The sequence below is a fragment of the Varibaculum sp. GTC20041 genome, from assembly GCF_055387755.1.
The window spans coordinates 450,768-472,296 of sequence record NZ_AP041144.1 but is presented as its reverse complement, the minus strand read 5'-3'; the positions used below and the strand labels follow the sequence as shown (position 1 = coordinate 472,296).

The 21,529-nt window shown below is 52.7% G+C and carries 27 protein-coding genes; 9 read left to right on the top strand and 18 right to left on the bottom strand.

Going from position 1 to position 21,529, the window contains the following annotated elements; genetic code table 11:
* Positions 1–276 precede the first annotated feature (276 nt).
* Entirely contained in the window at positions 277–1,503 is a 1,227-nt protein-coding gene (locus tag ACZ5BI_RS01950; protein ID WP_412585321.1) for an NADP-dependent isocitrate dehydrogenase, read from the bottom strand.
* Positions 1,504–1,698: 195 nt separating this feature from the next.
* Here ACZ5BI_RS01950 and ACZ5BI_RS01945 point away from each other — a divergent pair, with 195 nt between their 5' ends.
* Positions 1,699–2,442, top strand: coding sequence for an alpha/beta fold hydrolase (locus tag ACZ5BI_RS01945; protein ID WP_316098728.1), 744 nt, complete (start codon positions 1,699–1,701; stop codon positions 2,440–2,442).
* 103 nt (positions 2,443–2,545) lie between these two features.
* Here the strand turns inward: ACZ5BI_RS01945 and ACZ5BI_RS01940 are convergent, their stop codons facing one another.
* Positions 2,546–2,989, bottom strand: a complete 444-nt coding sequence (locus tag ACZ5BI_RS01940) for an Hsp20/alpha crystallin family protein (protein WP_278610771.1) — start codon at positions 2,987–2,989, stop codon at positions 2,546–2,548.
* Between the two features lie 294 nt (positions 2,990–3,283).
* On the opposite strand from ACZ5BI_RS01940, the gene ACZ5BI_RS01935 reads away from it, so the two are divergent.
* A complete protein-coding gene (locus tag ACZ5BI_RS01935; RefSeq protein ID WP_316087544.1) occupies positions 3,284–3,829 on the top strand; it encodes a gamma-glutamylcyclotransferase family protein in 546 nt (181 codons plus the stop codon).
* Positions 3,830–3,843: 14 nt separating this feature from the next.
* Here the strand turns inward: ACZ5BI_RS01935 and ACZ5BI_RS01930 are convergent, their stop codons facing one another.
* Positions 3,844–4,878 carry a hypothetical protein gene (locus ACZ5BI_RS01930; protein WP_316098727.1) on the bottom strand — a complete coding sequence of 345 codons (1,035 nt, stop codon included), beginning with the start codon at positions 4,876–4,878 and terminating at the stop codon, positions 3,844–3,846.
* A 176-nt stretch (positions 4,879–5,054) separates the two neighbouring features.
* Between ACZ5BI_RS01930 and ACZ5BI_RS01925 the strand changes: the two genes are divergently transcribed.
* Genes ACZ5BI_RS01925 through ACZ5BI_RS01900 form a run of 6 tightly spaced genes read left to right on the top strand, consistent with a single transcriptional unit; the run spans position 5,055 to position 7,615 of the window.
* Positions 5,055–5,549, top strand: coding sequence for an Asp23/Gls24 family envelope stress response protein (locus tag ACZ5BI_RS01925; protein ID WP_024059342.1), 495 nt, complete (start codon positions 5,055–5,057; stop codon positions 5,547–5,549).
* A gap of 21 nt (positions 5,550–5,570) precedes the next feature.
* Positions 5,571–5,765, top strand: coding sequence for a hypothetical protein (locus ACZ5BI_RS01920; RefSeq protein WP_024059343.1), 195 nt, complete (start codon positions 5,571–5,573; stop codon positions 5,763–5,765).
* 12 nt (positions 5,766–5,777) lie between these two features.
* A complete protein-coding gene (locus tag ACZ5BI_RS01915; protein ID WP_278610767.1) occupies positions 5,778–6,134 on the top strand; it encodes a hypothetical protein in 357 nt (118 codons plus the stop codon).
* Positions 6,131–6,727 (top strand): hypothetical protein, encoded by a 597-nt coding sequence (locus tag ACZ5BI_RS01910; RefSeq protein WP_278610765.1) that lies wholly within the window; start codon positions 6,131–6,133, stop codon positions 6,725–6,727. Before ACZ5BI_RS01915 ends, ACZ5BI_RS01910 begins: the two co-directional genes overlap by 4 nt.
* Positions 6,724–7,350, top strand: a complete 627-nt coding sequence (locus ACZ5BI_RS01905; RefSeq protein WP_464896508.1) for a hypothetical protein — start codon at positions 6,724–6,726, stop codon at positions 7,348–7,350. Before ACZ5BI_RS01910 ends, ACZ5BI_RS01905 begins: the two co-directional genes overlap by 4 nt.
* A gap of 19 nt (positions 7,351–7,369) precedes the next feature.
* The gene (locus tag ACZ5BI_RS01900) at positions 7,370–7,615 is read left to right on the top strand and encodes a CsbD family protein (protein WP_278610761.1); all 246 of its coding nucleotides are present in this window, start codon (positions 7,370–7,372) and stop codon (positions 7,613–7,615) included.
* A 153-nt stretch (positions 7,616–7,768) separates the two neighbouring features.
* On the opposite strand, the gene ACZ5BI_RS01895 is transcribed toward ACZ5BI_RS01900, so the two are convergent.
* A complete protein-coding gene (locus ACZ5BI_RS01895; RefSeq protein WP_278610759.1) occupies positions 7,769–9,115 on the bottom strand; it encodes a DUF4921 family protein in 1,347 nt (448 codons plus the stop codon).
* A gap of 114 nt (positions 9,116–9,229) precedes the next feature.
* On the opposite strand from ACZ5BI_RS01895, the gene ACZ5BI_RS01890 reads away from it, so the two are divergent.
* Positions 9,230–10,279, top strand: coding sequence for a DNA adenine methylase (locus ACZ5BI_RS01890; RefSeq protein ID WP_464896507.1), 1,050 nt, complete (start codon positions 9,230–9,232; stop codon positions 10,277–10,279).
* Between the two features lie 21 nt (positions 10,280–10,300).
* Here ACZ5BI_RS01890 and ACZ5BI_RS01885 read toward each other — a convergent pair whose 3' ends face one another.
* The 14 genes from ACZ5BI_RS01885 to atpB all read right to left on the bottom strand — a co-directional run bounded on the left by ACZ5BI_RS01885 (position 10,301) and on the right by atpB (position 21,373).
* Positions 10,301–10,714, bottom strand: coding sequence for an ACT domain-containing protein (locus ACZ5BI_RS01885; protein ID WP_278610755.1), 414 nt, complete (start codon positions 10,712–10,714; stop codon positions 10,301–10,303).
* A gap of 196 nt (positions 10,715–10,910) precedes the next feature.
* Positions 10,911–11,654, bottom strand: a complete 744-nt coding sequence (locus tag ACZ5BI_RS01880) for an alpha/beta fold hydrolase (RefSeq protein WP_464896506.1) — start codon at positions 11,652–11,654, stop codon at positions 10,911–10,913.
* 140 nt (positions 11,655–11,794) lie between these two features.
* On the bottom strand, positions 11,795–12,076 hold the full coding sequence (locus ACZ5BI_RS01875; RefSeq protein ID WP_278610753.1) for an ATP/GTP-binding protein: 282 nt from the start codon (positions 12,074–12,076) through the stop codon (positions 11,795–11,797).
* 1 nt (position 12,077) lies between these two features.
* Positions 12,078–13,298, bottom strand: coding sequence for an N-acetylglucosamine-6-phosphate deacetylase (locus ACZ5BI_RS01870; RefSeq protein WP_464896505.1), 1,221 nt, complete (start codon positions 13,296–13,298; stop codon positions 12,078–12,080).
* A 40-nt stretch (positions 13,299–13,338) separates the two neighbouring features.
* Positions 13,339–14,037: an endonuclease NucS gene (gene nucS, locus ACZ5BI_RS01865; protein WP_278610749.1), complete on the bottom strand. Its 699-nt coding sequence runs from the start codon at positions 14,035–14,037 to the stop codon at positions 13,339–13,341.
* Between the two features lie 69 nt (positions 14,038–14,106).
* The gene (locus ACZ5BI_RS01860; RefSeq protein WP_278608571.1) at positions 14,107–14,529 is read right to left on the bottom strand and encodes a DUF2550 family protein; all 423 of its coding nucleotides are present in this window, start codon (positions 14,527–14,529) and stop codon (positions 14,107–14,109) included.
* Between the two features lie 37 nt (positions 14,530–14,566).
* Positions 14,567–14,824 (bottom strand): F0F1 ATP synthase subunit epsilon, encoded by a 258-nt coding sequence (locus ACZ5BI_RS01855; RefSeq protein WP_464896504.1) that lies wholly within the window; start codon positions 14,822–14,824, stop codon positions 14,567–14,569.
* Positions 14,824–16,269, bottom strand: coding sequence for a F0F1 ATP synthase subunit beta (gene atpD / locus ACZ5BI_RS01850; RefSeq protein WP_024059357.1), 1,446 nt, complete (start codon positions 16,267–16,269; stop codon positions 14,824–14,826). Before atpD ends, ACZ5BI_RS01855 begins: the two co-directional genes overlap by 1 nt.
* Positions 16,270–16,296: 27 nt before the next feature.
* Complete coding sequence (locus ACZ5BI_RS01845) at positions 16,297–17,220, bottom strand: F0F1 ATP synthase subunit gamma (protein ID WP_024059358.1); 924 nt, start codon at positions 17,218–17,220, stop codon at positions 16,297–16,299.
* A gap of 2 nt (positions 17,221–17,222) precedes the next feature.
* The gene (atpA, locus tag ACZ5BI_RS01840; RefSeq protein ID WP_278610746.1) at positions 17,223–18,878 is read right to left on the bottom strand and encodes a F0F1 ATP synthase subunit alpha; all 1,656 of its coding nucleotides are present in this window, start codon (positions 18,876–18,878) and stop codon (positions 17,223–17,225) included.
* 28 nt (positions 18,879–18,906) lie between these two features.
* Positions 18,907–19,737 (bottom strand): F0F1 ATP synthase subunit delta, encoded by an 831-nt coding sequence (locus ACZ5BI_RS01835; protein WP_464896503.1) that lies wholly within the window; start codon positions 19,735–19,737, stop codon positions 18,907–18,909.
* A complete protein-coding gene (locus tag ACZ5BI_RS01830) occupies positions 19,737–20,291 on the bottom strand; it encodes a F0F1 ATP synthase subunit B (RefSeq protein WP_316086807.1) in 555 nt (184 codons plus the stop codon). The genes ACZ5BI_RS01835 and ACZ5BI_RS01830 overlap by 1 nt, the downstream gene beginning before the upstream one ends.
* Before the next feature lie 23 nt (positions 20,292–20,314).
* Positions 20,315–20,518, bottom strand: coding sequence for an ATP synthase F0 subunit C (gene atpE, locus ACZ5BI_RS01825; protein ID WP_024059362.1), 204 nt, complete (start codon positions 20,516–20,518; stop codon positions 20,315–20,317).
* Positions 20,519–20,575: 57 nt separating this feature from the next.
* Entirely contained in the window at positions 20,576–21,373 is a 798-nt protein-coding gene (atpB, locus tag ACZ5BI_RS01820) for a F0F1 ATP synthase subunit A (RefSeq protein WP_278338784.1), read from the bottom strand.
* Positions 21,374–21,529 lie beyond the last annotated feature (156 nt).

Below are 21,529 nucleotides of genomic sequence, written 5' to 3'. Positions count from 1 at the left end.
AGAATCATACGGCATCGGAGGACTCACTAACAGAAAGCGCTTCGCTTGCGTCTTAGCGTTCTTCGCCACTGTGACTCCCTTCTGTTGACGCTGATTCCGCTAGGTTACTGAGCATCTAACTCACTACTCAATACTAACCTATTTCTTGATATCGACCAGACGAAAAAGATCGGGGCGGACGCTGCTTTTTCGCGTCCGCCCCGAATAGACCGGCAGGATCTGAGATTTCCCGGTTTAAGTCACCTGTCAAAACCCCAAGGTCAAATGGATTTTAGCTTAGGCATCTTGTTTTAGACGCTTAGCCAGATTCTCAATCAACACGTTCATGAAGCCATCGGTATCCAACCAAGGATGGTCCTCATCGATCAGGCGAGCTAGGTCTTTGGTCATTTGCCCGCCTTCAACAGTAGAGACAATTACCTCCTCTAAGGTCTGCGCGAAGTGAGAAACTTCGGGAGTATTGTCTAGATTTCCGCGATGAGCCAGACCGCGCGTCCAGGCATAGATTGAGGCAATCGGGTTGGTGGAGGTTTTTTCTCCCCGCTGCCAGCGGCGATAGTGCCGAGTTACCGTACCGTGTGCTGCTTCGGCCTCGACAGTGCGACCATCGGGAGTCATGAGTACCGAAGTCATCAGCCCTAGGGAACCGAAACCTTGCGCTACGGTATCGGATTGCACATCACCGTCATAGTTCTTACAGGCCCAAATATATCCGCCTTCCCATTTCAGGGAAGAAGCCACCATGTCATCAATCAAGCGGTGTTCATAGTGCAGGCCGGCTTCGGCGTATTGCTCTTTGAATTCGCCGTCATAGACGTCGGCGAAAATATCCTTAAACTGCCCGTCATAGGCCTTCAAAATCGTATTCTTGGTGGACAGGTAAACCGGGTATCCCCGCAGCAGTCCATAGCGGAAACAAGCGCGAGCGAAATCTTTGATGGAGTCATTGAAGTTGTACATACCCATGGCAACTCCCCCACTTTCGGGGTATTCAACCACGGTATGTTCTATAGGCTCGGATCCATCTTTCGGTTGGAAGGTAATGGTTAGGCTCCCGGCACCGGGGATTTTGAAATCAGTGGCCTTGTATTGGTCACCGAAGGCGTGTCGGGCAACCACAATCGGCTTTGTCCATCCGCCCACCAGGCGCGGCACATTGCTCATAATAATGGGTTCGCGGAAAATCACCCCGCCGAGAATGTTGCGGATAGTGCCATTGGGCGATTTCCACATTTTCTTTAGCCCAAACTCTTCCACCCGCACCTCATCAGGGGTGATAGTTGCACATTTTACCCCGACGCCGTGTTCTTTAATCGCGTTGGCGGCATCAATAGTGACCTGGTCACCGGTGGCATCCCGGTTCTCTACGCTGAGGTCGTAGTAACGAAGATCCACGTCCAGATAGGGAAGGATTAGTTCGTTGCGGATTTGTTGCCAAATGATGCGGGTCATTTCATCGCCGTCTAGTTCGACGACCGGGCCGGCTACTTTGATTTTTGCCATGAATAACTCCAAAGCTACTAGTTTTAAGTCCTTGATCTTAACTTTACTCGATATCGAGATAAATTAGCAATGGTTGTCACTGAGAGCTGAGAGGCGAAGTCTACGGCTATCAGTCGCAAACATTGTTACCCCCGCAAGTTTCGGCGTGACGGTAAATCCTTCTCACGGGGTAGCTTCGTACCCTAAATTAGCTTTATGCAGATTCAGATTGGCAAAACCCCTGCCGCGAGAGCTCAGCCACTTATCTGGTTAGAGGCCGGACTGGGCGGGTCTATGCGTAGCTGGAACCTGACTTTCCCGATTCTTAGCCGCGCTTTTTACTGCGCTCGCTCAACCCGCTCCCCGATTTTGCACCCCGAAAAGGGCGCGGAAGTGACTTGGCAAAGCCTAGTGGCGGAGATGCGGGCGGGCGGGGAAGAAATTGCTCGCCACCTGGGTGCCACTTTTGACAAGCCGCTGCCCATGGTGCTGGTGGGGCACTCCTATGGGGCAATGCTGGTGCGAGTTTGGGCAGCACAACTATTAAAGTCCCCCACTTCCTCCCGGGTGCAGCCTGTGGGAATCGTACAGATAGACCCCTCCTTCGAGGGAAACAACGAGGGCGCGAGTCCTCTCTATCAAAAGCTGGAGCAAAAGATCCTCGCCTGGATTTACCGCGGCGCCGCCCGCGAGCAACCCTCCTTCTACTTGGCGTGGCAAGATCTCCAAGAGATTGATTTACTGGATCGCCAACTCCCCCAATTGGTGATTTCCGCTGCCCACCGTCGCAGTAGTAAAACTTGGCAAGGGTTGACTTCCTACGCTCGAGCCATTGACGCCCGCCTAGTGCGCGCCGATTCTTCCCGCCATCACCTGCAACTATTTGATCCAGTCACCGTGGCGAGTCAGATCATAGAGTTTACGGCGCAAATCAACGTTCAAACCAATAACAAAAGGTAGTTAGCTACTACCCGTGGAAGTCACCAGCAACTATAGAGAAAAAACTTAAGGGCGGGGACGTCCGAAACCTGCGTCCCCGCCCAAAAAACACTATCAGCTGCTCTTAGTCGGCGTTATTGATAGTCTCAGCATTTCCCTCGATCTGACGAGAGCCGCGCTGGACTGCAATCTTGCGAGGCTTAGCTTCCTCTGCCACCGGGATAACTAGCTTAAGCACCCCGTCCACATACTCGGCCTCTACCTGGTCAAGAGCCACCCCATTCCCTAAGGTTAGCTGACGAGCGAAAGTACCGAAGGGACGCTCATGAGTCAGCCACTGGGCACCTGCGATTTCGGGGGATTTGCGCTCGGCACGAATAGTGAGGGTGCGATCCTCGATATCGATGTCTACGCTGGCCGGATCCACCCCCGGCAAATCAAAGAGGGCAATGAACTTTTCTCCATCACGATACAAATCCAGAGGCATAGCTGCCCGGGAAGGCCCTTGGCGCATCGCGTCATCAAAAATCGCTTCCATCTGACGGAAGGGATCATACCTGCGAACCATGATTACTCCTTACCCCCGCGAAGTTGCGGGAAATCTATTTACCGAGATTTTCTCGGCCTCACGTCCTCTATTTTGGCACTCTCTACATTCTAGTGCTAGCCAATTATTCTGGAGGCGAAAACTTAAGCCTAATAGACTCAACTTTAAATTTTCTGTTCCCTAATTCGTCCACTTGCCCCTGTTCTCCGCTTTGAACAGCCAATATCTATTGCTATCCCCAACCGCCAGTGACGGTAACCCAAAACGCCGCCCCAAAGACGCCCTAAAACTATTCAATACTGAGAAAATAGGAACATGAGCACGCGATACCTACCTTTATTTGTCTACGGCACCTTGAAACTCGGTTCTCGCGGCTTTGGCTCTAGTCTGAAAGCCGCGGTGACCGAATTCGCCCCGGCCTATTTGCGGGAAGCCTCCCTATATATTGGGGCGTCCTATCCGATGGCGATCCGTTCTATCGGCGGCACCGGCATTGTGGGGCAAGTACTCCTGATCGAACAACGCCTATTTGAAGAAACCCTAGAAGAACTCGACGAATACGAAGGGTATTTAGGGGAAGGCGACCCCAACAATATGTATACCCGGCAAATCGTGCGGGTAGAGGTATTCCCGGACAAAGACAGCACCTGGGAAGGACCTACCCAACAGGTACAGGCCTATGTCTATATGGCTAACGCGGACTCCTTCCGCAATCACCGCGATGAACTGGTGCTCTCCCCCAGCGGTGATTGGGAAAACCATGAGGAGGAATGGGAGGAGCTCTCCCCCGCCCTCGAAGACACCCAAGACCCTAACATCGATGAACGTTTCCCCGACGACGAGGACGAGCTAGACGGCTAAAGCCTAGCTGGCCGCTACTTGCCACCTTCAGCGCCCGCAACCAGGGATTGCTGATACTTCATCATCACTTTCTGCTGCAATTTTTGTCCCGCTAAGAACCAACGTCCGTCCGCTTCCTGCCAAGCCATGATTTGCAGCGGAGTACCCTGCTTATCCTTAATCAATACTGCTTTCGCCCCGTCGACATCTGCCTTAGTCTCCGGAGGGAACCTCAGATCTGCTAACTTCACCGAGGGCGACTGCGCAGACTGCGCAAAGGTTTTCTCAACCGCCTGCGTGCACTGATCTAAGCTATTTTCATCGGTTGTTTGGCTAATCGCTTGTATCAATTGCCCCCGCGCTTCCTCGGAACTTAAAGCACAAATAGTTTGCGCATCCTTATCTAGCAGCGCCCCATAATAAGCTTTTGCTCCTTCCTGGGGAGAGGAGGCGCCCGTGGAAGTAAAAATCTTTTGCCAAACGCCACTGATGTACAACGCAATCCCAATGGCAGCCACTATTGCTACTATCCCCAATGTCCAGGAAATAGCGGTGCGGGAACGAGAATGAGTTTTCTTAGTTTGACCGGTCTTCTTCAGGGCAATCTGATCAACATTGAAAGCAGTACCAGATTCGGAGTCCGCAAGTTCATCGCGGTCAACGTGTCCGCCAACCTGATTTCCCCAAACCCGCTTACTCCCTTCGCTGCCAACTTCGGGATCTACCTCATCTGTCGCTGCCCTTCCGCCAGCTAGCGGCAAAATCTCCGGAATCTGAAACTCTTCGTCAGCGCTACCCTCGCCCTCGGTAGATGGATCCTCGTCCGGACAGTCCGTATCATCCTCGGCGTTGCCCTCTCCGCTCGTAGCAGTTTCCTCCGCCGGTTCCTGATTGCCTGCTTGGTCGTCGCCGGGGGGATCTACCTGCGAGCGATCGTCCTTATTAGCAGGGAGAGTGGTATTTTCCTGCCCGTTCTCTGAGGGTGAAAGGGTAGCCTTGCTTAAGGAACTAATATCTGCGACATCATCGCTATGCTCAGCGGTTTCTTCTTCATTTTGTCGGTTAGCCATAGGGCGATCCTATCGGGAAAACCCGCCTATATGCTCATTGAATTGGTCTGAACGCTCGCTTAGAGCAGCAACTTCCGATACCCTGAAAGCAGGTCAATATGAATCAGGAATCTAGAAATTGCTGGTAATAGACCATTGAAAGCATAACGTTACCCAACCAAGTAGGGATAGGAATAATGGCAAATAGCAAACAAGATAAGAAGACCCCGACCGTAGTACCCACCGCCGAAGAGGCTAAAGAACTTATCCCTGCAAATAACGTTGCCGAGGATCAAGGGCAGGGGCTAACCACCGTTGCCGACCAGGTAGTTGCCAAAGTTGCTGGTCTGGCCATAAAAGAGATCCCCGGAGTTTACGATCTGGGCAACTCCGCCGCCCGCGCCCTGGGGGCTTTGCGTTCCAAAGTCGGAGCCTCCGAAAGCATTACCCAGGGTATTTCGGTAGAAATCGGACAGACGCAAACCGCACTGGACGTAGTGCTGATTGTGGAATACCCCTACCCGGTACACGAAGTAGCCGATAAAGTTCGGGAAGCTATTTTCTCGGCTATCGAAGGGCTAGTGGGACTAGAAGTTACCGAAGTAAACATCAAGGTTACGGATGTGCATGTACCGGACGATGACGACAATGAAGAAGACGAAGACCAGAAAGATAAAAAGGATCTGAAGTAACCTTCACCGGAAAGGAAAAACATGACCACCATAGCTGGTATTTTTTGTGGTGCTTTTCTGGCATATATGGCCGTAGCTCACGGATTCTTTGGATTCCTAGTCGCCATCCTGTTTATGGCCATCGGGGCGGTATTAGGCAGGGCTGCTTCGGGAAAGCTAGATCTGAAAGGCGTAGGTGAAGCCCTAATCGGCAAGCACACTACCACCTCCGATTAAGAAGGAGGATTAATGAATTCCGATAAGGAACCAACAGAACTTGCGGGGATCACCACGGTGTCTGCGCGCGCTATCCAAACCATTGCGAAGGCGGCTACCGCGCAGCGAATCAGTGTCCCCGGTGAGCAAATCAAAGTTTCTACCCGTGACGACCAGGGGCTACTGGGAATAGATATTTCTTGTCCCCTCAGCTCCCAAGTCGTAGATAATATCGTTAACACCACTGATACCTCCGTGTTTTCCTTGGCAGACGCGGCGCGGCGTGACATCGTTACCCGCGTTGGCCAGATCGCGGGAGCAAAAGTCGGACGGGTAAATCTGCGTTTAACTGGAATCTATAAGCATCAGGAACGGAGGCAGCTGCAATGAGTAACCAATCCAGCAAATCCGGTCCTTATGTCTCTTATCTGGTCCGGCGGCAGACCCATTCCTCGCGCGCTTTCAGCAGCGTTATTTTAGCGATCCTCATAATTGCCGCTCTGGGGTTTTTAGCTACCGAGGGCGTGCTGGCGTTAGCTGGGAAAGACCCCTTGCTGGTAAACCCGGCTGATATGTGGCAGCAAGGATTTGCATCTTTAAGTGATAGTCACCGCCCTCTAGCGATTATCGTAGGGGTGCTGCTAACCCTCTGCGGAATATTATTGCTAGCTAAAGCAGTGCTGCCGGGTACTTTAAGTAAACATGCCCTAAGTGACGAACGCGTTGCCTACGTTGTGGATGACGCGGTGGTCGCCGCGGGTATTTCCCGTTTAGTACGTGAAGAAGCGGGACTGCCACAAGGAACCGTCTCTACCGCAGTTAGTAAACGGCGTTCGGTAAGTACTATTATCCCTAGTACTGGGCGTCCCTTGGACCAAGCGCAAATGCAACAGGTGGCAAGTAAAGAAATCGCTTCCTGGCAGCTGAGGCCGCGGCTAAAATCAGCAGTTAAGGTCGCTACCGAAGGGAGGCTCGAAAAGTGAAAAAACTACCCCGAGCCTTGAATCGGATCTTACTGTTTATTTTTGGCTTGCTGTTTCTTGTCGCCGGAGTTTCAATTACCTCCGCTGCTACCTCTTCCTCGATTCACCGCCGCCTTCTTGACTACCGCTCAAAAATAGAGTCCGGATTTACCACCCTGGCTAGACAGTCAACCTTCCAGGTGCAAGGCAGAGAGATTTCCGCGGTTCAAGCGGGAGCCCTAGCCTTGGTGATCGTAGTGATCCTGTTGCTAATAGTCTGGGTGTTTTCCCAAGGCGGCGGCAAGATTCGCTCGCTGGCTTTAAATAAGGTCGGGAAGGATTCTGACAAACAGGGCGAGATTACTGCCGAATTGGGGTTAATCCAGGATATAATCGAGAGCGAAGTGGCTAGTAGTCGCGACATTGCCTCTCTAAAAATCTCTTCATGGGAGGTAAAAAAGCGTCCAGGACTGGCGCTAACCGCCGCGGTTTACAAGGGAACGAACCCTCGCGCAGTTAAGATAGAAATTGATCAAGCGATTGCGAAGTTAGATCAAGTGTTAGGAATAAAAATGCCGATTCTGGTACAACTAACCACGAACTGGCGAACCAATTTAGGATCTGCGGATCGCGTAGATTCATAAAATATAAAAGGAGAACAACATGGGACTGGACGACAAGATTAAGAACTCTGCAGAGGACTTGGGCGGCAAAGCAAAAGAAGCTGCCGGTAAAGTTAGCGGAGACAAGAACGTAGAAGCCGAAGGCAAAGCTGACCAGGTGGGTGCAGAAATCAAAGATAAGGTTTCTGAATTCTCCGATAAAGCCAAGGACATGGCCGAAGAAGCCGGCGCTAACCTAAAGGCTGCTGCCGAAAAAATCAAAGAAGGCTTCTCTAGCGACAAGTAAATCCGGCAAAATCTAGCAGTAGCAAATAGCTAGTTTAAGAATCGGGAGGCGATAGCCTCCCGATTCTTTTATGTCTTATTCCCCTAGCGTCTGCGTCTTCAATCCCAGTTCAGATACCCGCACGCAAGCGGCCAGTTCCTAGATAACGCGTGGTTAATCCAATAAGGAGGGCAAAACTTTGGTTTCCTCACCAATGCGCATATCAGCGATTTTACCGGCTGCCCGCAGCTCTTTTAGCCGAGGAACTACCCGCCGGGAAATGCCCCACGGATCAATCGTGTTTAGGTAAATCCGGGTACCGCCCTCAAAACCCGCCAAAGTTGAAATTCGCCATTTCAGTAAGATCCGCCAGCGCATGGGAGTCGAAACCGATAGCGGACGGTGATACCACTCTTCATTGCAAGGGACATCAGCACCGGTAGCAGCATGGATAGCGTGCAAAATATCAGAAACTGCCCGCGTCTTCTTTTCTCCCGCGTCCCAGGGATTACAGGGCTCACCGAGCGGCCAAACCGCGATCGTAGGATAACGGTGTCCCACCCCCGCCATTGCGATCGCGTCCTCGTTTTGTGCCAAGATCAGCCCGCGAGTAGCTCGAATCTTCAAAATGGTGTGGTAAATATCGGGGTCTTTGCGCAGTCGCTCGCGTTCTTGAGTGGTCTGAACGGGGAATTCGTCAATCGCTACCAGTTGCTTATGCAGATGATCGAAACTGGCGCCCGCCGGTTTTAGCCAATTCTGGAACGTCGCCACATATTTGACGGCTGGATCCAGATCGTACAGATCCCGCAGCGCCCTCGCCGTGAAGGCAGTATAGGCATGATGTTCCTCCGGAGTCAGAGTACCCGCGGAAGCCAGCTGGGAGGAATCAGTGGCTCCCGGAACAAAATGTCGATTAGCCACAATCAGATCATGCCCACCCGAGAAGAACGAGTTTGCTTGCCCCAACATTTCCGGTTCGGAAAGGCTATTTATTTCCTCGTCATTCATCCCGTATTGGTGGAGTTTAGCTCGCACTACCCGCAGCACATGGTCATAGCCGGTGGGGGTAGCTAAATACTCTGCCAAACGCTGGCGTTCCTTATCGGAAGGTTCATGACCATGATTAAGGTGCCAGTACTGGTAGGAAACGATTTCAAATAGATTCGGGATCCGGCGAAAATCTGCCGGATATTTACTAAGCTGATCGGCAGCTAATCCTTCTACAATCCGGAAATCTCCGCAGCGAGTAGTGTTATCTGCTGGCAGATCCGCATCCCCTAAGACAATTCGAGATTTTTCGGGCGGGGTTTCTAAATAGCGATCAGAGCAGAAGGCACAAGTGGAAGTATGATCCTGGGCGCTAATGGGACTGGGATTAACCTGGGGCTTGGAAAGCGGGCGGTGGCCCCGACCCGGTACCGTCCACACCTCGGTTCCAGTTAACTGATTTCGTTGTTTAACGGTTCCATCTGCCAGTTTAACTAATGCCCGTGCGGCTGCTGCTTCCTCTTTTGCCATACTTCCACCCTAGTTGCCTATTGGTACTTTTTCGCCTACTCCCAGCGCGTGTAAGTCAGATGCTTTAAATGCTGAGGGTCTGGTTTATAGTGAGCGGAAGGGGAAGGAGGTAAGTTGATTAAATATCTGGGGTCAAAACGGAACCTGGTACCAACTTTAGGAAGCATTGCTAGCGCTACTGGTGCGAACAGCGCTCTCGATCTGTTTTCCGGTACTACCCGGGTCGCCCAAGAGTTTAAACGTCGCGGGATCTTCACCACTGCCTGCGATCTTGCTTCCTATAGTTACCAATTGGCGCGCACCTATATCAAAACTGATGCCAACACCGTTGATATCGCGGCCTTACGCAACCATCTAGAGGCAATGAGCGCCCTTAAAGGTAAAGAGGGATACTTTACCGAGACTTTTTGCCGCCAAGCCCGGTTTTTTCAGCCCCATAACGGAAGGCGTATCGATGCCTGCCGAGATTACCTGGTTGACCTGCAAGATGATCCCTTATTCCCGATATTATTAACTTCCCTGATGGAGGCCGCCGACCGGGTAGATTCCACCACTGGAGTCCAAATGGCTTATCTGAAGAAGTGGGCACCGCGTTCCTATAACCAGTTAGAGCTACGTTTGCCGCAGCTACTGCCGGGAAAGGGGCAGGCCTTACAAGGAGACGCCCTCAAACTGGTTGACCAGGTACCCCAAGTAGATCTCGCATACCTAGATCCCCCCTATAACCAGCATCGTTACTTCACGAATTACCATATTTGGGAAACCTTAGTGCGTTGGGATGCCCCGGAGACCTACGGCGTGGCGCGCAAAAGGATCGATGCGCGCGGTGATCAGCACCGTTCAGTATTTAACTCCAAACGCACTATGGCGCAAAGTTTCTTTTCCTTGCTTGGCCGGGTACGCGCCCAAACCATAGTGGTTTCCTATAATGACGAATCTTGGATTGGCGAGGACGAGATGGTGAGCGCCATTTTGGAGGCCGGCTTTGCCCAGGTAAAAAAGTTTTCGTTTTCACAGCGCCGCTATGTGGGAGCAAAAATCGGAATCTATGACCCGCAAGGAAAGAAAGTGGGCAAGCCCGGCGCGGATAGAAATATTGAGAATGTGTTTGTGGGTGGCAACGCTACCACTCTGTCTCAAATCAGCGCGGCCTTATCCTCTTAAATCAGTCTACAGTTAGCGATTTTAGTATTGGAGCCAGCCTTTAGCCTGCTGGGAGAGCTGCTGCAGCAAAGATATGGCCTCTTGCGCCCGCGCTGCCGGTACCATCAGGTGGTCATGGTGCAGTCCGGATAAAACATTGCAGGGAATAGATTGGCTGGCCAGCTGGGAAGCAACCGTAAAAGTCAGCCCCGTTTCTTCTAGCGAGACATCGCAATCCAAAGTAATTCGGCGATAGATCTTTTTCCCCGCGGCCAGACCTGCTGCTTTTGCCTGTTCTAAGGGAACGATTAGGGTGAGTCCTTCTTCTTCTTTTATCTGTGCAAACGGCTCTAATCCCGCGGGCAGACCATCCCGCTCCGACAAGAATACATACTTGCCAAACATATGCGGACGAAGCTTAGACAACGCTAGATCAAAGTCAGAATACGAACTCATAGTTTTAAGTTAGGGGGCTAAGCCCTACCCGTGCTTTCTAGTCTCACTCTGCGGTCGATATTTCCCGGTTTCAGCAGGTAAATACCAAAATTCTCAGGCGGCGTTCAGCAACTTGTTTTAAACTACAGACCCATAAATCCGACCGCGGCAAAATTAGTTTCCGCCCGGCGCTCTAAGTTAAATCCCGGCGCAAAAGTCAGGATATCCTCCGATAAACACTCATCACTGCCCGCGCCACCGCCGAGGGTGCTTCTAAAGGCACCAAATGACCCGCACGCGGCACGGAGACTACCCGGGTACCGAGCGCCTTGGCCATCGCTTCCGCTTGGGCTGCAGTGGAGTTTTGATCTTGTTCCCCCCGAACCACCATTGCCGGGATTTGCGCCCTCCCTAGGGTCTCTAGACGGCCAGGGCGCGCCGCCAAAGCACGCTGCGCCCAAGAAATTGCCTCCCCGGGTGCCTCGTTAATCCATTTTTCCATCAGCTGCGGAATCTTGGGAAAATCCGTGAGGGTCTCTTTAGCCAACATAGTGGGAATAGACTTCACCAATTGTTCTTGTGCCCTGCCAACCAGGGCGCCGACTGCCATTTCCGTGCGGGCAGCCCGCGCGGCCGCAGTATCAATATCAGCCTTAGTGCCCACTAGTACCACTCCCCCCACTAATCGCGGATGCCGTTCAATCATCGCCTGCGCGGTATATCCCCCCATCGAGTTCCCGCACACCAGTACTTTTTCTGCCCCTTCTGCTCTTACCGCTTGGGCTACATAATCGGCATAGATTTCTAAAGAGGGCGGATCTAGCGGAACCGGGGAACGGCCAAATCCGGGAGGATCAATCGCTATTACCGGCACTCCCTCGAAACGACGGGCAACCCCTTCCCACATTCGATGGTCATAGGGAAAAGCTGCTAATAAAACCACTGCGGGGGTGCCCGCCATTCTATGCGCATCCCGCGTAAAAATAGCCACGTTCATAATCTCCATCTTCGCACAGCTCGGAGAAGATGACCTCGAAAACTAGGATGATAGTTACGGAATTATATTTTAGAGTTTTGGCGAGCGTTACAAACCCGCAAATACTAGAGACCGCGTTCCCAACACGAACGATGCCAATGCCGGCGTTGATCTAAACCAGCTTGAGTACCAAAAATAGAATCGGTTCGCCAAGCCACCACATGTGCCTGGCCGATCTGGATCTCTTGACTGCACCCGGGACACACATAAGTTTTACGTGCCTGGGACAGGTACTGCACCTGGAAATCACCATCCCGGCGGGAAACTGCCCGTGGCATGGAAGCTAAAGAATCCATTCTTAAAGGCCGGTGCTCCCCCCAGGGACGTTTACGAGAGCGCCTAGCCACTTTAAAATACCCGGGATCCGCGTTTGTAAACTTCCATAGGATTCAAATCGGCATCAGTAACTAAAAGATCGGCAAACTTGCCGGGAGCTACCTGCCCTAATTGGGGGTTTCCTAAGATTTTTGCCCCTTGCGTCGAAGCGCAATACACCGCATCTACCAGCGGTATTCCTGCCTTATGCGCTATCTTCACCTGGTTGATGAGGTGAGAGGTGCCGCCCGCGAGCCCTCCGCCGCGCTGACTCAAAGTCGCTACGCCCTCTTTAACGGTTACTGCTTGTCCCCCGAGGACGTAGTCGCCGTCTCCCAGCCCGGTAGCGGCCATCGCATCGGTCACGAATACCATCTGTTCGCGCCCGATCAGTTCATATACATTGCGCACCAAGGAAGGATCCACATGGACACCGTCGGCAATGAGTTCGACAATCACTCCGCCCCCGGCCGCATCCGCCAGGATCTCCGGAACCGGTCCGGGATCGCGGTGATGCATCGGTGCCATCCCATTAAACAGATGAGTTACCGTGGCATGCGGGCAGCGGGCATGCGCCGAATGCTGCAGGGTTTGCCGCACTTCTACCAAGGCATCCCGCATCTTCTGAGAACTGGTATCGGTATGGCCAAAGGAAGGCACTGCCCCACCTGCAATCAAGGTTTCTGCCACCCCGGAAGGTCCCATGGCATAAGGTTTTTCCGGCGCGAAAGTCATCGACACCGCATAGCCGCGCGAGGCAATCAGCAGCTCACGCGCTAAGGGTTCATTCGGGGCTTGAATATGCGCGGGATCTTGCGCGCCACAATGCCCCTGAGCAATGAAGGGACCTTCGAAATGGATACCCGCGAGTTTACCTGCCGCGCACATCCCGGCCAATAGTTCTGCTTTCTCCCGCAGTACCATCGGTGATTGCGTAACTAGCGAGGCTACCAGCGAAGTAGTACCCCAGCGTAGATGTTCCGCCACCGCTGCCAGGGCTTGGTCTTCGGACTGGGCATCCGGGAAAGACACACCCCCGCCTCCGTGGCAGTGGACGTCAATCAACCCCGGCAATACGTAACGATCGTCGCTTGGAGCGGTGGCTGCCAGGATTTCGTCACCGAAACCAGCATCTTTAGCCGCAGTTGATTCGCCTATCCAAACAATGGCGTCTCCAGAAACTACCACTGCCCCATCGGTAATGATGCGACTCGCGGTTACTACTCGTCCGCGGATGGCAAATACTTCATTCATAGCGGCAATGCTCCTGCCCGATAAGTTGTATTTTCATGGCTTAAAACAGGCGCGACTCGGCGTCGTCTACTCCTCGCATCGTATCGTAATCCAAGGTTAGACAGCGAATCCCCCTATCTTCAGCAAGGGTTCTGGCCTGCGGTTTGATTACTTGCGCCGCAAAAATTCCCCGCACTTCCGGCATAATCGGATCGCGGGAAAGCAGATCTAGGTAGCGGGTAAGCTGCTCCACCCCATCGATTTCTCCGCGCCGCTTCACTTCGATGGCGACGTGATTGAGATCGGGGTCGAAAACCAGTAAATCGACCGGACCTACCGGGGTGGGATACTCACGCCGGATTAGTTCCCATCCGGCACCCAGGATATCGGGAACTTGCGCCGCCAGCAGCTCTTGTAAATGCGCCTCTACCCCGTCTTTTTGTAGTCCCGGATCTATTCCCAGATCGCAACTAGTTTCCGAGAAAATCTCTCCGACCCGCAGTTTTAGCTGATCTCCAGTTTTTGCTGATTCTACTAACCAAATCTGCTCTATGCCGGCGGCCTCGTCCTCGGGAGGTACCGGTAATTCTTCGATAGTAGCCGGCCCTGCCATCCAGTTAAGGGGTTTATAGGAGCCGCCATCACAGTGAATAAGCACCGAAGAATCGGCTTTCACCATAATCATTCGCGGTGCCATCGGCAGAAACGAGGTGAGGCGACCACTGTATTCGACGGAACAGTTAGCGAAAAGTACGCGCATGAGAATCTATTCTAGGTTATCGGCGAGAATGGTTCACCCGGGTGTTTACTGCGTCATTTTGCAAGCATTTTAACCCCACGATTGGGGAATTTCGCGAGGGGGCGCCGCCTCTGCCCAGGATACGAGGCCGGCGTGGTCGTCCTCGGAAAGAAACAACCAAAAACGATGGGTACCCACCGTAACCGGAACCGCAACGTTTCGTATCCCCTTTTTGGACAGGTAATTGTGGACTTTCCCTAGCTCTATTTTTCGGCGCGGCCAAGTCTTGTCGGGACGGAACGATAGAGCAGCCGCCTTGTACCAGTTTAAAGACTCGGCCTCATAGACTGCGCAGCCCTCGGTCCATCCGGAAGTTACATCCGGTCGGTAGGAGCACAGAAAAGCCCCCTGACGGTAAAGGCGATTCATACGCCACAAAAAATAGGCGGCAATTAAAGCCACTAGGGCGGCAATCACCAAAATGATTAGCAGAAGAACTTTTAGCGCCGTCATGGCCTAACTATACCGCCTCTAGCCAAATCTTTTCGATTTACAGCCCGTCAACTACTATGGTTACCTTATCTTCATCAACGGAAACAAATCCGGGAACTATTTCAAAAAACCGGGCATCCGGGTCGTTTTCTTTCATCCCCACTTTAACTTTTCCCGCGGTAATGGTACCCAAAAATGGCAGGTGTCCCGGCAGTATCCCCAGCGAGCCTTCGGTAGTGGGCAGGGAGACGAATCCCGCCTGCCCACTAAACAGCTCCCCCGAGCGGGTCACTACTTTAACCGAAAGCGAACTCATTACGCCGCTTCCTTCTGCAGCTTCGCCCAATTGCGTTCCAGATCCTCGATCCCGCCAATATTGAAGAATGCCTGCTCCGGAATATGGTCATAAGTGCCTTCGCAGATGCGCTTAAAGGCCTCAATAGTTTCAGCCAGCGGAACCGTGGAGCCTTCTACCCCGGTGAATTTCTCGGCCATATAGGTGTTCTGCGACAGGAACTGCTGGATTCGGCGTGCCCGGTTCACGGTGAGTTTATCCTCTTCAGAAAGCTCATCCATACCTAGGATCGCGATAATGTCTTGCAGTTCTTTGTTCTTTTGCAGAATCGACTTTACCTGGGTGGCAACCTGATAGTGTTCTTCACCCACATACGTGGGATCCAAAATGCGCGAAGTCGAAGACAAGGGGTCAACCGCCGGATACAAACCACGCGAAGCAATATCACGCGAAAGCTCGGTGGTGGCATCTAGGTGCGCGAAAGTAGTTGCCGGAGCCGGGTCAGTGTAGTCGTCAGCCGGCACGTAAATCGCCTGCAGCGACGTAATCGAGTGGCCTGCAACCGAAGTAATGCGTTCTTGGAGCAGCCCCATTTCATCGGCCAGGTTCGGCTGATAGCCTACCGCCGACGGCATGTGCCCCAGCAGAGTCGATACCTCCGATCCAGCCTGAGTGAAACGGAAAATGTTATCGATAAACAGCAACACGTCCTGGTGCTGGACATCCCGGAAGTATTCCGCCATGGTTAGACCGGTTAGCGGAATGCGCAGACGCGTCCCCGGAGGCTCATCCATCTGTCCGAATACCAGTGCGGTCTTATCAAATACCCCGGCTTCATCCATTTCGTGGATCAGGTCGTTACCCTCGCGGGTACGTTCACCCACGCCAGCAAATACCGATACACCGCCGTGATCTTGGGCTACGCGCTGAATCATTTCCTGAATAAGCACGGTCTTACCTACGCCCGCTCCGCCAAATAGACCGATCTTTCCGCCGAGCACATAGGGGGTAAGCAGGTCAATAACTTTAATCCCAGTTTCAAACATCTGGGTCTTGGATTCCAGCTGATCGAAAGAGGGCGGGTCGCGGTGAATCGGCCACCGTTCTTTGATCTCTAGGGTCTCCCCCTCTTCCAGGTTGAGACAATCGCCGGTCACGTTAAATACGTGTCCCTTGGTAACGTCACCTACCGGAACCGAAATAGGGGCTCCGGTATCGGTTACTTCCTGTCCGCGCACCAATCCGTCAGTGGGCTTTAGGGCTAGGCAGCGCACTACATCGTCGCCCAGGAACTGTGCCACCTCCAAAGTGAGCTTATGGGGAGTAGCTTCGCCCTCAATCTGGATCATGGTCTCCAGGGCGTTGTACATTTCCGGCAGATGATCTGGCGGGAACTCCACGTCCACAATCGAGCCGATCACCTGGGAAACCCGTCCCACGCCCGTAGTCCGTTCGGTATCACTCATTAGAGTCTCCTTAATCCTCTGTTTCCTCTAGCGACCAGCGGCTAAGGCTTCTGCCCCGCCGACGATCTCCGTTATTTCAGTAGTAATTTCTGCCTGACGCGCATTATTAGCCAGGCGAGTGTAACGCTCAATCATGTCTTGAGCATTATCATTGGCAGTGTGCATCGCGGTTTGCCTGCTGGCCAGCTCGCTGGCAGCCGCCTGCAGCAGCGCCGAGCGAATCCGCGAACGCACATACATGGGCAAGATCTGGTCTAGAACTGCCTCGGGGCTGGGCTCAAATTCGTACAGCGGAGGTACCTTGCCCTGGGGCGTATCCAGGTTAATATCCATCTCTTCGGCTTCTGCTTCCGAGATGACCTCCAGCGGCAACATTTTACGCACTATCGGAACCTGTTTGACCATGTTCACGTAGCGAGTAAACACCAGGTAAACTTCGCAGACTCCCTGGTGAAGCACGTCCGCCAAGAAAGTGTCGGTAAGAACATCTGCGATCTCGTAGGATTGCTCGATAGTTGGAGAATCCGAGTTGCCGCTCCAAGACTGTTCCACCGGAATCCCGCGGAAGCGAAAGTAACTTTCTGCCTTGCGTCCATAGCTATAGAGTACTGGCTCTTTACCCTGCTCTTTTAGCTCTTCCACTAGCTTCTCAGTTTCCCGCAAGATAGAGGCAGAATAGGCACCGGCCAAACCGCGATCGGAGGTAACACACATGACTGCTACCCGATCAGTGTCCAGCCGCTCCCTGGTGATCGGATGATCAAAAGAGGAGTGAATCGCTAAAGCCGCCAAAGCCTGCGTGATTGCCGTATCAAAGGGCGTGGACTGAGTGGCAGCTTCGCGAGCCTTTCCGATACGCGAGGCCGCGATCAGCTCCATAGCATGAAAGACCTTGCCCAGCGTCTGCGTGGCCTTGATCTTCTGCTTATATATCCGCTGCTTTCCGCTCAAGGTTAATCCTTTTTATCTTTCTTGTTGTGGCGATCTACCACCAGTTTTTCGTTATCACGCTCAGCTTCGGAAACCTCGTCCGGAATATTAACTTCCGAGTCCAGCACTCCCTGGGAAGAAACGAAACCGCTGCGGAACTTCTCGACCGCTGCTTTTAGAGCCTCTTCCGTATCGGAATCGAACTGCCCGGTTTCTTTAATCTTGGCGGGTACATCCGAATTGGCATGCAAATAGGCAAGCATCTCCGACTCGAAGCGGTGAACATCAGATACCTCGATATCATCTAGATACCCGCTGGTTCCTGCCCAAATCGAGCAAACCTGATCCTCGACCTCGTAGGGAGTAGCCTGGGGCTGCCGCAGCAATTCCATGAGCCTTGCGCCCCGGGTTAGCTGCCTCTTAGTGGTGGCATCCAAATCGGAAGCGAACATCGCGAAAGCCTGCATATCCCGGTACTGCGCCAAAGTAATCTTCAACGTACCGGAGACTTTCTTCATCGCCTTGACCTGCGCGTCGCCGCCTACACGAGAAACCGAAATACCTACATCCACTGCCGGACGCTGATTCGAGTTGAACAGGTCGGACTGTAAGAATATCTGACCGTCGGTAATCGAAATGACATTGGTAGGAATATAAGCCGACACATCATTGTCTTTGGTTTCAATCAAAGGCAATCCGGTCATCGAGCCTCCACCCAGCTCATCGGAAAGCTTGGCACAGCGTTCCAGGAGCCGCGAGTGTAAGTAGAACACGTCACCGGGGTAGGCTTCGCGCCCCGGCGGACGGCGTAGCAAGAGGGAAACGCTACGGTAGGCTTCTGCCTGTTTCGAAAGATCATCAAAAATAATGAGGACGTGTTTGCCTTGGTACATCCAGTGCTGACCGATAGCCGAACCGGTGTAGGGTGCCAGATACTTAAACCCGGCAGAATCAGAAGCAGGAGCGGCCACGATGGTGGTGTATTCCATGGCTCCGGCGGCCTCTAACTGGCCACGCACACTGGCAATGGTGGAACCTTTTTGCCCCACAGCTACATAGATGCAGCGTACCTGCTTATTGGGGTCGCCACTTTCCCAGTTCTTTCGCTGGTTAAGCACAGCGTCAATCGCAATCGCAGTCTTACCGGTTTGGCGATCTCCAATAATCAACTGCCGCTGACCTCGCCCAATCGGAATCATGGAGTCGATGGCTTTCAGGCCAGTCTGCAGGGGCTCGTGCACGGATTTGCGCATCATCACCCCGGGAGCCTGTAGCTCCAGAACCCGGCGTGCTTCAATATCTTGAATCTCGCCCAGGCCGTCTAGGGGCTGCCCCATGGGATCAACTACACGCCCTAGATACCCGTCACCCACTGGAACGGATAGTACCTCTCCGGTACGGCGCACCGGTTGTCCCTCTTCAATACCTGAAAAGTCGCCCAGCACAATCGCGCCAATCATGCGATCTTCTAGGTTCATTGCCAATCCGGTAGTGCCATCGGCGAACTTGAGAAGCTCGTTCGCCATTGCTCCCGGCAAGCCCTCGATCTGCGCGATACCATCAGCCGCCATCACTACATGCCCGATTTCGTCCTCGGTAGAGCGAGTGGGCTCATAGGAGCTTACGAAGTCCGCGAGGGCGTCACGAATCTTCTCCGGTTGGATTTGAAGTTCAGCCATGAAATTGCCTTTTCCTAACGTTCCGGTACTACCCGGCCAGTTTCTGCTTTGTTTCTTGAATGATGGTGGCCAAGGAGCCATCGAAAATTTGGGAACCCACCCGAACTTTCATGCCTCCTAGCACCGAAGGTTCCACGCTCACCTGGAGGTGAATGTTTTTTTGATAGCGCCGTGACAAAATATCGCGCAGTCGCTCAGCTTGGGCATCTGCAAGCGGGGTTGCCACCTGTACCGTTGCTACCACAGTGTCGCCAGCTGCTGCCAAATCACGGCGCATATGACGCAAGTTGCCAGTTAAGGACACGGAGTCCTCCAGCTTACTATTGCGACTTACGGCACTAACCGCCCGGAGAGCCAAAGTCGTAGCCGGACGCGACAAACTGGAACCAAACAGCTCCTGTAGTAGGCGCACCCGATATTTTGGCTCGCGATTGCGATCCGAAAGCGCGGAGCGTACCTGCTGATTAGCACGTACGAATCGTTCCAAAGAAAATATTTCGTCCGCGATCTCGATAGCTTTACCCTCAGCCTGAGCACCGCGTTGTACTGCGCATTCACCGAGAGTTTCAATCACGGTGGGCAGTTCTTGGGCACTGGGAGCTGCGCTAAGAGCGCCCTCGACGGTGGTAAGTGCAACCTCTGACAGGTTTTCGGCCAAGGTTTGGAGCAACCTGACCCGATCCTCCAGGCTACGAGCCGGATCGGTAAGCGCTAATGCAATCCTAGATGAGCCTTGCACCAAGTCAGATAGTGCAAAGAGGTCATCCGCCCAGTCGTAACAAGTCTGGGCAGTCATGCCCGTTTGCCGGGCTAAAACCGCTTTGCCCTGCTCTAGAGCTTGCCTACTGGATGCGCGCATTATTTCCTAACACTTTCCTTTTCGCAGGAGGTTTCCAGTTGATCCAAAAAACGGTCAATTACCCGTGCAGATAGATCCCGATCCGTCAACTGTTCGCCCACAATATTCTCTGCCAATTCTGCAGCCAGCATCCCGACCTCAGTCTTAAGAGAAATCTCTGCCGCTTGCCGGTTGGCTTCTACCTGCCGCTGTGCCTGGGCACTAATACGCTCCGTTTCCTCGCTAGCTTGGGTTTTCGCCTCTGCCACGATCCGCTTGGCACTCTCTTGTGCCTCAGAACGGATCTGGGCTGCTTCTTCGTGAGCCTGGCGCAATGCCAGTTCAGATTGGGCGTTAGCATCGGCGATTTCTTGTTTCGCCTGCTCTGCCTTTTCCAAGCCATCTTTAATGGTGGTGGCGCGCTGGTCAGTAATTTCTTTGTACTTTGGGTAAACGTACTTCAAAATTACGAAGAAGAAGATCGCGATAATAATCGCAGACCAGACCAACTCGGGAATCGCAGGTAGCAGAATATTGTGTTCACCTGCCTCGGCCTGCTGAATCATGTTTAACATCAAGTTTCCCTTTTGCGATTAGATTAGAACAGGAATCCGGCAACCAAACCGATCAGGGCAAGCGCCTCTACGAAGGCGATACCGATGAACATATTGGTGGTTAGGCGGCCACCTAGTTCGGGCTGGCGAGCCATAGATTCCTGGGTTTTACCAATCAAAATACCAAGGCCGATACCAGGGCCGAGGCATGCCAATCCGTATCCAAGAGTAGCTATTGATCCAGTCATTATTTTCTTCTCTTTCTTTTCTTTATTTGTGGGTTTTCCCGCCAAAAGCGGAAGTCTTTAATGGGAGTGCACCGACTGCTCAACGTAGACTGCGGTCAGCACCGCAAACACATAAGCCTGCAAGAAGGCAACAAAAATTTCAAAAGCAGTCACCGCAATTGCGGCTAGGAAGGTGACTATCGATATCACCTTCAACCCTCCTGCGGCCGTAAGTAGGAAATAGTTGGATGCCAAAATAGTCAGCGCTAGCAGCATGTGCCCGGCGATCATATTGGCCAAAAGCCGGACAAACAAAGTGAAGGGACGAACGATGAAGGTCGAGAAAAACTCGATGGGAGTCAGCAAAATATAGAGCACTTTGGGAACGTTCGGGATAAATAACGAGGATTTAAAATAGCCCCCAAATCCCTGTGCCCGGATTCCCGCGATGATAAACAAAAACCAGACAAATATTGCCAGCAAGAGCGGAATCCCCGCCACGGCGCTACCAGCAATATTTAACCCGGGGATGACTCCCCCGATATTCATAAAGAGGACGGTAAAGAAGATCGCGGTTACAAAACCGTTGTATTTCTGGGCATATTCTTTGCCCATCACCTGTTCAGAAATGTTGGTACGGCAAAAATCCAGCAGATATTCCATAGTAGATTGCGCCGCCCCCGGAACCATTTTGGCTCGGCGCGTGTAAAGAATCGCGCAAATCAAGAAGGCCACTAGCAGCACAATACGCACCAAGGTGATGCGGTTCATTTCGAAGGGGGTGCCAGCGAACGCTATTACATCTGGAAAAAATTCGTCAATGGTAGGTGCCTCGAAGCCGCTTTGCGGTATCAGGGTGGTTAGCCCACTAAGCATCAGTGACACTATCTGTTCCCTTCAATTCTGCCGATTTTGGCCGAAAACCGTGATCCGGATTCCATCCTAACGCTTAATTTCGGTCGGTGGACGGACTCCCGAATATCTCTAAAATAACTTAGCATAGGACCTGCGTCCCCGAGAACTAAGCGGAAT

Coding starts and splice junctions, on each gene's coding strand:
- ACZ5BI_RS01950 (WP_412585321.1), bottom strand. CDS start 1,503: ATGGCAAAAATCAAAGTAGCCGGCCCGGTCGTCGAACTAGACGGCGAT.
- ACZ5BI_RS01945 (WP_316098728.1), top strand. CDS start 1,699: ATGCAGATTCAGATTGGCAAAACCCCTGCCGCGAGAGCTCAGCCACTT.
- ACZ5BI_RS01940 (WP_278610771.1), bottom strand. CDS start 2,989: ATGGTTCGCAGGTATGATCCCTTCCGTCAGATGGAAGCGATTTTTGAT.
- ACZ5BI_RS01935 (WP_316087544.1), top strand. CDS start 3,284: ATGAGCACGCGATACCTACCTTTATTTGTCTACGGCACCTTGAAACTC.
- ACZ5BI_RS01930 (WP_316098727.1), bottom strand. CDS start 4,878: ATGGCTAACCGACAAAATGAAGAAGAAACCGCTGAGCATAGCGATGAT.
- ACZ5BI_RS01925 (WP_024059342.1), top strand. CDS start 5,055: ATGGCAAATAGCAAACAAGATAAGAAGACCCCGACCGTAGTACCCACC.
- ACZ5BI_RS01920 (WP_024059343.1), top strand. CDS start 5,571: ATGACCACCATAGCTGGTATTTTTTGTGGTGCTTTTCTGGCATATATG.
- ACZ5BI_RS01915 (WP_278610767.1), top strand. CDS start 5,778: ATGAATTCCGATAAGGAACCAACAGAACTTGCGGGGATCACCACGGTG.
- ACZ5BI_RS01910 (WP_278610765.1), top strand. CDS start 6,131: ATGAGTAACCAATCCAGCAAATCCGGTCCTTATGTCTCTTATCTGGTC.
- ACZ5BI_RS01900 (WP_278610761.1), top strand. CDS start 7,370: ATGGGACTGGACGACAAGATTAAGAACTCTGCAGAGGACTTGGGCGGC.
- ACZ5BI_RS01895 (WP_278610759.1), bottom strand. CDS start 9,115: ATGGCAAAAGAGGAAGCAGCAGCCGCACGGGCATTAGTTAAACTGGCA.
- ACZ5BI_RS01885 (WP_278610755.1), bottom strand. CDS start 10,714: ATGAGTTCGTATTCTGACTTTGATCTAGCGTTGTCTAAGCTTCGTCCG.
- ACZ5BI_RS01880 (WP_464896506.1), bottom strand. CDS start 11,654: ATGGCGGGCACCCCCGCAGTGGTTTTATTAGCAGCTTTTCCCTATGAC.
- ACZ5BI_RS01870 (WP_464896505.1), bottom strand. CDS start 13,298: ATGAATGAAGTATTTGCCATCCGCGGACGAGTAGTAACCGCGAGTCGC.
- nucS (WP_278610749.1), bottom strand. CDS start 14,037: ATGCGCGTACTTTTCGCTAACTGTTCCGTCGAATACAGTGGTCGCCTC.
- ACZ5BI_RS01860 (WP_278608571.1), bottom strand. CDS start 14,529: ATGACGGCGCTAAAAGTTCTTCTGCTAATCATTTTGGTGATTGCCGCC.
- ACZ5BI_RS01855 (WP_464896504.1), bottom strand. CDS start 14,824: ATGAGTTCGCTTTCGGTTAAAGTAGTGACCCGCTCGGGGGAGCTGTTT.
- atpD (WP_024059357.1), bottom strand. CDS start 16,269: ATGAGTGATACCGAACGGACTACGGGCGTGGGACGGGTTTCCCAGGTG.
- atpA (WP_278610746.1), bottom strand. CDS start 18,878: ATGGCTGAACTTCAAATCCAACCGGAGAAGATTCGTGACGCCCTCGCG.
- ACZ5BI_RS01835 (WP_464896503.1), bottom strand. CDS start 19,737: ATGCGCGCATCCAGTAGGCAAGCTCTAGAGCAGGGCAAAGCGGTTTTA.
- ACZ5BI_RS01830 (WP_316086807.1), bottom strand. CDS start 20,291: ATGTTAAACATGATTCAGCAGGCCGAGGCAGGTGAACACAATATTCTG.
- atpE (WP_024059362.1), bottom strand. CDS start 20,518: ATGACTGGATCAATAGCTACTCTTGGATACGGATTGGCATGCCTCGGC.
- atpB (WP_278338784.1), bottom strand. CDS start 21,373: ATGCTTAGTGGGCTAACCACCCTGATACCGCAAAGCGGCTTCGAGGCA.